We start from the raw sequence: 6,001 nt of genomic DNA, 5'->3' as shown, positions 1-6,001 counted from the left end.
AATTTATCCCTTTTACTGTTTTGGTTCGTTTAGAACCGTTCGTTTGTTACTAATGAATGTAAAAGAATTTTCGATTCATGTGTTTCACTGTTCAGTTATCAAGGTTCCTGTCAGTTTTTGACAGCTTCGATATTTTATCATATCTCTTTTGGCTTGTCAAGAACTTTTTTTAAGTTTTTTCAAACTCTTTTTTGTTGTCAGCCTTTTTGAAAGGCTTCCAGCAATTGGATGTTGTCGTTTTTGCGACAGCTATAATAGATTATCATAACTTTTGTCGTTTGTCAACAACTTTTTTCTCTTTTTTTAAGAGAAAACGGAGAAGGAGGGATTTGAACCCTCGCGCCGCTATTAACGACCTACTCCCTTTCCAGGGGAGCCCCTTCAGCCGCTTGGGTACTTCTCCAGGCTGAATAAAATAACTATTCATTTATATATCCAAAAGCATCACAACTAATCTTGAACTTACCACCCCGGTTCGTTCTCGATATATGCTTTCGGGAACGGAGAGAGTGGGATTCGAACCCACGCGCCCTTGCGGACAAACGGTTTTCAAGACCGCCTCGTTATGACCACTTCGATATCTCTCCATATCTATCACTCGGTCAGCGACAAGTGGTATCTTATCACTTATGTCGGAAGTTGTCAATAGATTTTTTGAATTTTTTCCAAAATTTTCTCTGCAACAACAATATCCTCCGGCGTTGTGATTTTTATGTTCTCATATGAGCCTTCTACCAGCTTGATTTTCATGTTTCCAAAGCGCTCTATAACCATGGCATCGTCCGTGATATCAGCCATGTTTTGCTGCCGCGCTTTCTCATGTGCTTCCCGGATCGCAGTGTAAGAAAAGATTTGAGGAGTCTGAATATTCCACACCTTATTTCTGCTGGGCGTAGACTCCACCATTCCATTTTCATCTGCAATTTTTATGGTGTCCTTGGAAGGCATCCCAATTACACAGGCCCCATAGTCAAGTACCGCCTCTTTTCCTCTTCTGATCATGTCATTTGACAAAAAAGGTCTGGCTCCATCGTGAATAAACACATAATCGCTGTCTTCACAGGCGCACAGTCCTGCATAGACGGAGTCATAGCGTTCTTTACCGCCTGGTATCACTGCCTTTACTTTTGAAAAACCATATGCTTCTATAATTTCCTGTTTACAAAAATTTATACTCTCTTTTCCTGTAACAACAATAATTTCTCCAATTTCCCTGCTATTTTGGAAACAGGACAGGCTGTAATACAGAACCGGCTTCCCCTTAATTAGAAGAAACTGCTTCTGTACTTTACTGTTCATTCTCTTTCCCTGGCCTGCAGCCAGCACGATTGCTGTGGATTTCATCAGCGCTCTCCTAATCTCAAATTTGGAATTGCATTCAGATCAAGACCATGCCTGGTTCCTTTTTGATATTCGTAATAAGCCGCCACCCCTATCATGGCTGCATTGTCTGTGCAGAAAATGGGGGATGGATGATAAAATTGGATTTTGTTATTTCTGCAGGCTTCCTCCATAGCTGTGCGCAAACCACTGTTTGACGCCACGCCTCCTGCGATCGCCAACTTGTCAATCTTATGGTCCTTTGCCGCCGCAATGGCATGTTCCACAAGCACCTCAACAACACAACGCTGAAAAGAGGCCGCAACATCTGCCGCAACAATCTCTTCCCCCTGCATTTTGCATTTGTTTAAATGATTCAAAACCGCTGATTTGACGCCGCTGAAACTAAAATCATATGGCGCTTCGTCCACTTTCGCCTTTGGAAAATCAAACGCATAGGCATTTCCCTCTTTGGAAAGCCTGTCTATTTTTGGTCCTCCCGGATAGCCAAGGCCAATAGCCCTTGCCACTTTATCAAAGGCTTCACCAGCCGCATCATCTCTCGTCCTGCCCAGGATTTCAAACGTACCGTAATCCTTTACGATCACCAGATGGGTATGTCCTCCGGATACTACCAGACAGAGAAACGGCGGTTCCAGATCAGGATGCTCTATATAATTCGCTGAAATATGACCTTCTATATGATGCACTCCCACAAGAGGGATATCTTTTGCAAAGCTGATAGCCTTTGCCTCGGCCACACCCACAAGCAGTGCGCCCACAAGCCCCGGCCCGTAAGTGACACCAATCGCATCTAAGTCATCCAGGGTCACATCCGCCTCTTTCAGGGCTTCCTCAATAACCTGGTTGATTTTTTCAATGTGTTTTCTGGACGCGATCTCAGGAACAACGCCTCCGTATAACTTGTGAAGCTCTATCTGGGACGAAATAATATTAGATAATATAGTCCTGCCGTTTTTTACCACAGAGGCGGCCGTCTCGTCACAGGAGCTTTCAATCGCCAGGACAAGTACATCCTCATTTGTCTTCTCCATCTTACATTCTCCTTTTTTACAGAACTTATTCGGAATCGTTCAGACGACTGAACGATCAAACTTATTCTTCCTCAAACTGCAGTTCCACGGACTGTCTGTCCCTGGCTGCAATGGTATTCGGAAATACTTTCGACGCCTCCGGAAGCGCTTCCTCCGGCCGCACAAGGGATGGGCTGTAATGTGTGAGCCATAGCTCTTTTACCTGCGCTTCTTTCGCCAGAAGTGCGGCCTCCCTAAAAGTCATATGTTTGTGCGCTTTAGCCTTTTCCTCTTTGTCCTGCTCTCCGTACATGCCCTCACAGATAAACAGATCAGAGTCTTTTGCATGTTCTGCAATGGATCTTACAGGACGGGTATCTGTGGTATATGTCAGTTTTATGCCTTTTCTGACAGGTCCCAGAACCATATCCGGTGTATATATTCTGCCGTCTGCCTCTATAGTCTGGCCTTTTTGAAGGGGATTCCAGTATTGCAGGGGAATTCCCTGTTCTTTTGCACGGGAAGCGTCAAATTTGCCGCCTCTCTTGATTTCTATTGAGTAACCATAACAGGTCACATTATGGTTTACCCGGAATGCCGTAATATGGTATCCGCAGAGTTCTATCTGCTCCTCCGGCTGTGTCAACTCTATACATTGTATATCAAAGGGAAGCTCCGGAGCAATGACACGAAGAGCCTGAACTACCCGAACCAGCCCCTTAGGGCCGATCAGTGTCAGCGTTTCTGTCCGCTCTGCATTCCCCATGGTTAAAAGGAGTCCCGGAAGCCCGCTGATATGGTCTGCGTGATAATGTGTAAAACAGATCACATCGATCGGCTTGAAACTCCATCCTTTTTCTTTTACTGCGACTTGTGTGCCTTCGCCGCAGTCTATCATAAAATTACTGCCGTTATAGCGGGTCATAAGTGAGGTGAGTTTCCGCCTTGGGAGCGGCATCATTCCTCCTGTACCCAATAGACAAACATCCAGCATCTGTCATATCCTCATTTCTCTTCCATATTGACTTCGGCAACTGTTCACTACCTGCACAGTACCTGGAGTCTGTTTGAAAATTCATGCAGGATCGCCTTTGGCGAGGACTGCGCTTCTATCTTAGCACACATTTTTTTCCACTACAACAATTCCTTTTCATTTTTCTTATCAATGGGTATGGCAAATCCCCGGATAATCTCATCGTAACAGTCCTCACACAGGTCAAACTGGTGGCGCTGCGTGTCTTTTTTGGAAAAATATCCCCAGGCTATGTCTACAGGAAGAACCCCTTCCATAGCGATACCGTTTTCCACATGCAGTTTCTTTCCGCAGCGGTTGCAGTATAACTCTGTGAGCATGCCCGTTTCCTTTTTTTCGTATTTTCGCATAATCTTTATCCTCCTGCTTTGAGCTTGTACGCCAAACCATATCTGTCTCTTCTCTGTCATTATACAAAAAATATGTGCAGAAACCCAGTGGGAAACAGTTGCAGATATAGAAAAAGATAGCAGCTCTGCTATCTTTTGCACATTACGACGGCGTGTTCCGTGGGAGCCTCGTAGAAGTTTTTTCTTAGTCCTGCCTCTTCAAAACCGCAGGAACGGTACAGAGCGATCGCTCTTTTGTTGCTTTGGCGCACTTCCAGAAAGAAGGAGGAGACCCCTGCTTTTCTGCCTGCCTCCACAAGTGCCTCCACAAGCTGACGCCCTATATGTTTTCCCCAGCAGGAGGATCTTACGGAGACATTGGTTATTTCGCCTTCGTCCAGGGCTGTCCACATGCCTGCGTATCCTGTGATAACGCCGTCAAGCTCCGCCACAAAATAAATTGCATGGGCAGAGTGCACGGCGTCCAGAAAACCGGATGCCATCCAGGGGCGTGAAAAATTTTCCGCTTCAATCTGCGCCGCTGCTGTGGTGTCTTCAGGGCGCATATCTCTAATTATCAGCATTTTTTTCTTTTGCAAGACGTTCCGCGCGTTCTCTCTCAGCCTGTGATACTCTCAGATAATCCGGCTGATGCTCTGCGGCGTCTTCCATTTTTCCTTCCTTATAGTAAATCTCGGCAAGGGCAGCAACAACGGCTGCTCTTTGTTTGTTCACATGAGCCGGGGCAAAGGAATAGGGGACCCGGCATGTCTCCTCTATTAGCTCACGGTAGACAGGGACGCCGTCACCCAGGAAGATAACAGATTTTCCTCTCCGGTTCAGTTCCTCTATCAGGTCGGTCATAGGGAGGGCGTCCTGGGGTCTTAATATTTTCAAGGTATGGTTTTCAAAATAGTATAGGCCTGTGTAAACCTGTTTTCTTCTGGCGTCCATGATGGGGCAGATCAGCGTGTCCGGGGCTGTGTCGTATAGGTTATAGGCAAGGGCATCTACAGTGGGAATACCTATCAGAGGTTTATTCAAGGCAAGTCCCAGGCCTTTAGCTGTTGCGGAACCTATTCTGAGTCCGGTAAAGGAGCCGGGGCCGGCAGCTATTGCTATGGCATCAATGGAATTTAAGTCCAGGGATATGGCTTTTTTCACCTCGTCCAGCATGGGAAGCAGGGTCTGGGAATGTGTTTTCTTGTAGTTCATGGTGTATTCAGCCACCAGTATATCGTCTTCCACTACGGCAACGGATGCTACCAGTCCGGAACTGTCAAGTGCTAAGATTTTCATTTTTTGTCATCTCCTTATTTATTTAGACCTTCTATGGTTATTTTTCGGTAGTCAAAGCCTTTGGAGGGGTCTTTTTCTATATTTATTTTTATAATATCCGGAGGGAGAAGTTCCTCTATTAGCTCTGCCCACTCTATGAGACAGATGCCTTCACCGAAGAAGTAATCATCATATCCGATTTCTTCCATCTCTTCTATGTCTCCGATGCGGTAAACGTCAAAATGGTAGAAGGGCAGACGGCCGCTTTCGTAAATCTGGACTATGGTGAAGGTTGGGCTGTTGACAGGCTCGTCTATGCCCAGACCTTTGGCTACGCCTTGGGTGAAGACGGTTTTGCCGGTGCCCAGGTCACCGTTTAAGGTGTAGATTTGGCCGGGGGTGGCTTTTTGGGCCAGGTGTTGGCCTAGGGCGAAGGTTTCTTGAGGGGTGTTGGTTTCTATTGTCAGCATGTGGGACAGCTCCTTTTTGGGTTGATATGGGGACGGGACGGGTAAGCCGGAGCGGCGGCGGGGCGTGTGTCTGTGGGAGCGAAGCGTTTCGCTTGGTCAGAAGCTAACCTGCTCCCAGTCACTAAATTCGTCAGCAGAGGCTTCCTCATTAAGTGTCTGGGGCAGGTGGATCTTCTGCCCGCTCCACTATACATCGCTCCCACAGACACACGCCCCGCCGCCGCTCCGGCTTACCCTGGTTTTCACAGGCGGTACAATGGCATGCTAAAGTTTAATGGAAATAATATGTGCCTGTTTGGTGCAATAGTATTGTATGATACATGTATTAAGTGGAACAATGTATGGTTTTATCATTTCATCTGTGATAAATTTAAAAAATAATTTAAAAATATATTTATTCTGTGGATATTTAATTTTGGAGATATCCTAAATTATAATATAAAATTATCTTTTATGCTACAAGTATAAAAAAGAAATTTCTTGCACCTTTTATTTTTAGAGATTATAATAGAGGAAAATGTTTAAAAGGAGATTTTT

7 protein-coding genes and 2 tRNA genes are annotated in these 6,001 nt (G+C 45.5%); all 9 read right to left on the bottom strand.

Annotated features, from left to right (window positions below):
• Positions 1–314: 314 nt before the first annotated feature.
• The 9 genes from CI595_RS24180 to tsaE all read right to left on the bottom strand — a co-directional run bounded on the left by CI595_RS24180 (position 315) and on the right by tsaE (position 5,464).
• Positions 315–403: transfer RNA gene (locus tag CI595_RS24180), tRNA-Ser, on the bottom strand.
• Positions 404–501: 98 nt separating this feature from the next.
• Positions 502–587: transfer RNA gene (locus CI595_RS24175), tRNA-Ser, on the bottom strand.
• A 55-nt stretch (positions 588–642) separates the two neighbouring features.
• Positions 643–1,344 carry a 2-C-methyl-D-erythritol 4-phosphate cytidylyltransferase gene (gene ispD, locus CI595_RS24170; protein ID WP_095176162.1) on the bottom strand — a complete coding sequence of 234 codons (702 nt, stop codon included), beginning with the start codon at positions 1,342–1,344 and terminating at the stop codon, positions 643–645.
• Complete coding sequence (tsaD, locus tag CI595_RS24165) at positions 1,344–2,375, bottom strand: tRNA (adenosine(37)-N6)-threonylcarbamoyltransferase complex transferase subunit TsaD (protein WP_095176161.1); 1,032 nt, start codon at positions 2,373–2,375, stop codon at positions 1,344–1,346. Before tsaD ends, ispD begins: the two co-directional genes overlap by 1 nt.
• 61 nt (positions 2,376–2,436) lie before the next feature.
• Positions 2,437–3,348, bottom strand: coding sequence for a ribonuclease Z (locus CI595_RS24160; protein WP_095176160.1), 912 nt, complete (start codon positions 3,346–3,348; stop codon positions 2,437–2,439).
• A gap of 140 nt (positions 3,349–3,488) precedes the next feature.
• Positions 3,489–3,737, bottom strand: a complete 249-nt coding sequence (locus CI595_RS24155) for a hypothetical protein (RefSeq protein ID WP_095176159.1) — start codon at positions 3,735–3,737, stop codon at positions 3,489–3,491.
• Between the two features lie 128 nt (positions 3,738–3,865).
• Positions 3,866–4,300: a ribosomal protein S18-alanine N-acetyltransferase gene (gene rimI / locus CI595_RS24150; RefSeq protein WP_095176158.1), complete on the bottom strand. Its 435-nt coding sequence runs from the start codon at positions 4,298–4,300 to the stop codon at positions 3,866–3,868.
• Entirely contained in the window at positions 4,287–5,015 is a 729-nt protein-coding gene (gene tsaB, locus CI595_RS24145; RefSeq protein ID WP_095176157.1) for a tRNA (adenosine(37)-N6)-threonylcarbamoyltransferase complex dimerization subunit type 1 TsaB, read from the bottom strand. Before tsaB ends, rimI begins: the two co-directional genes overlap by 14 nt.
• 14 nt (positions 5,016–5,029) lie before the next feature.
• Positions 5,030–5,464: a tRNA (adenosine(37)-N6)-threonylcarbamoyltransferase complex ATPase subunit type 1 TsaE gene (gene tsaE / locus CI595_RS24140; RefSeq protein ID WP_330397483.1), complete on the bottom strand. Its 435-nt coding sequence runs from the start codon at positions 5,462–5,464 to the stop codon at positions 5,030–5,032.
• Between the last annotated feature and the right edge of the window lie 537 nt (positions 5,465–6,001).

The sequence above is a fragment of the Blautia hominis genome (assembly GCA_002270465.1).
In the GTDB taxonomy this organism is placed as follows: domain Bacteria; phylum Bacillota; class Clostridia; order Lachnospirales; family Lachnospiraceae; genus Blautia; species Blautia hominis.
The sequence above is the reverse complement of the archived record's forward strand: the minus strand, read 5'-3'. Positions and strand labels throughout refer to the sequence as shown.

Coding starts and splice junctions, on each gene's coding strand:
- ispD (WP_095176162.1), bottom strand. CDS start 1,344: ATGAAATCCACAGCAATCGTGCTGGCTGCAGGCCAGGGAAAGAGAATG.
- tsaD (WP_095176161.1), bottom strand. CDS start 2,375: ATGGAGAAGACAAATGAGGATGTACTTGTCCTGGCGATTGAAAGCTCC.
- CI595_RS24160 (WP_095176160.1), bottom strand. CDS start 3,348: ATGCTGGATGTTTGTCTATTGGGTACAGGAGGAATGATGCCGCTCCCA.
- CI595_RS24155 (WP_095176159.1), bottom strand. CDS start 3,737: ATGCGAAAATACGAAAAAAAGGAAACGGGCATGCTCACAGAGTTATAC.
- rimI (WP_095176158.1), bottom strand. CDS start 4,300: ATGCTGATAATTAGAGATATGCGCCCTGAAGACACCACAGCAGCGGCG.
- tsaB (WP_095176157.1), bottom strand. CDS start 5,015: ATGAAAATCTTAGCACTTGACAGTTCCGGACTGGTAGCATCCGTTGCC.
- tsaE (WP_330397483.1), bottom strand. CDS start 5,464: ATGCTGACAATAGAAACCAACACCCCTCAAGAAACCTTCGCCCTAGGC.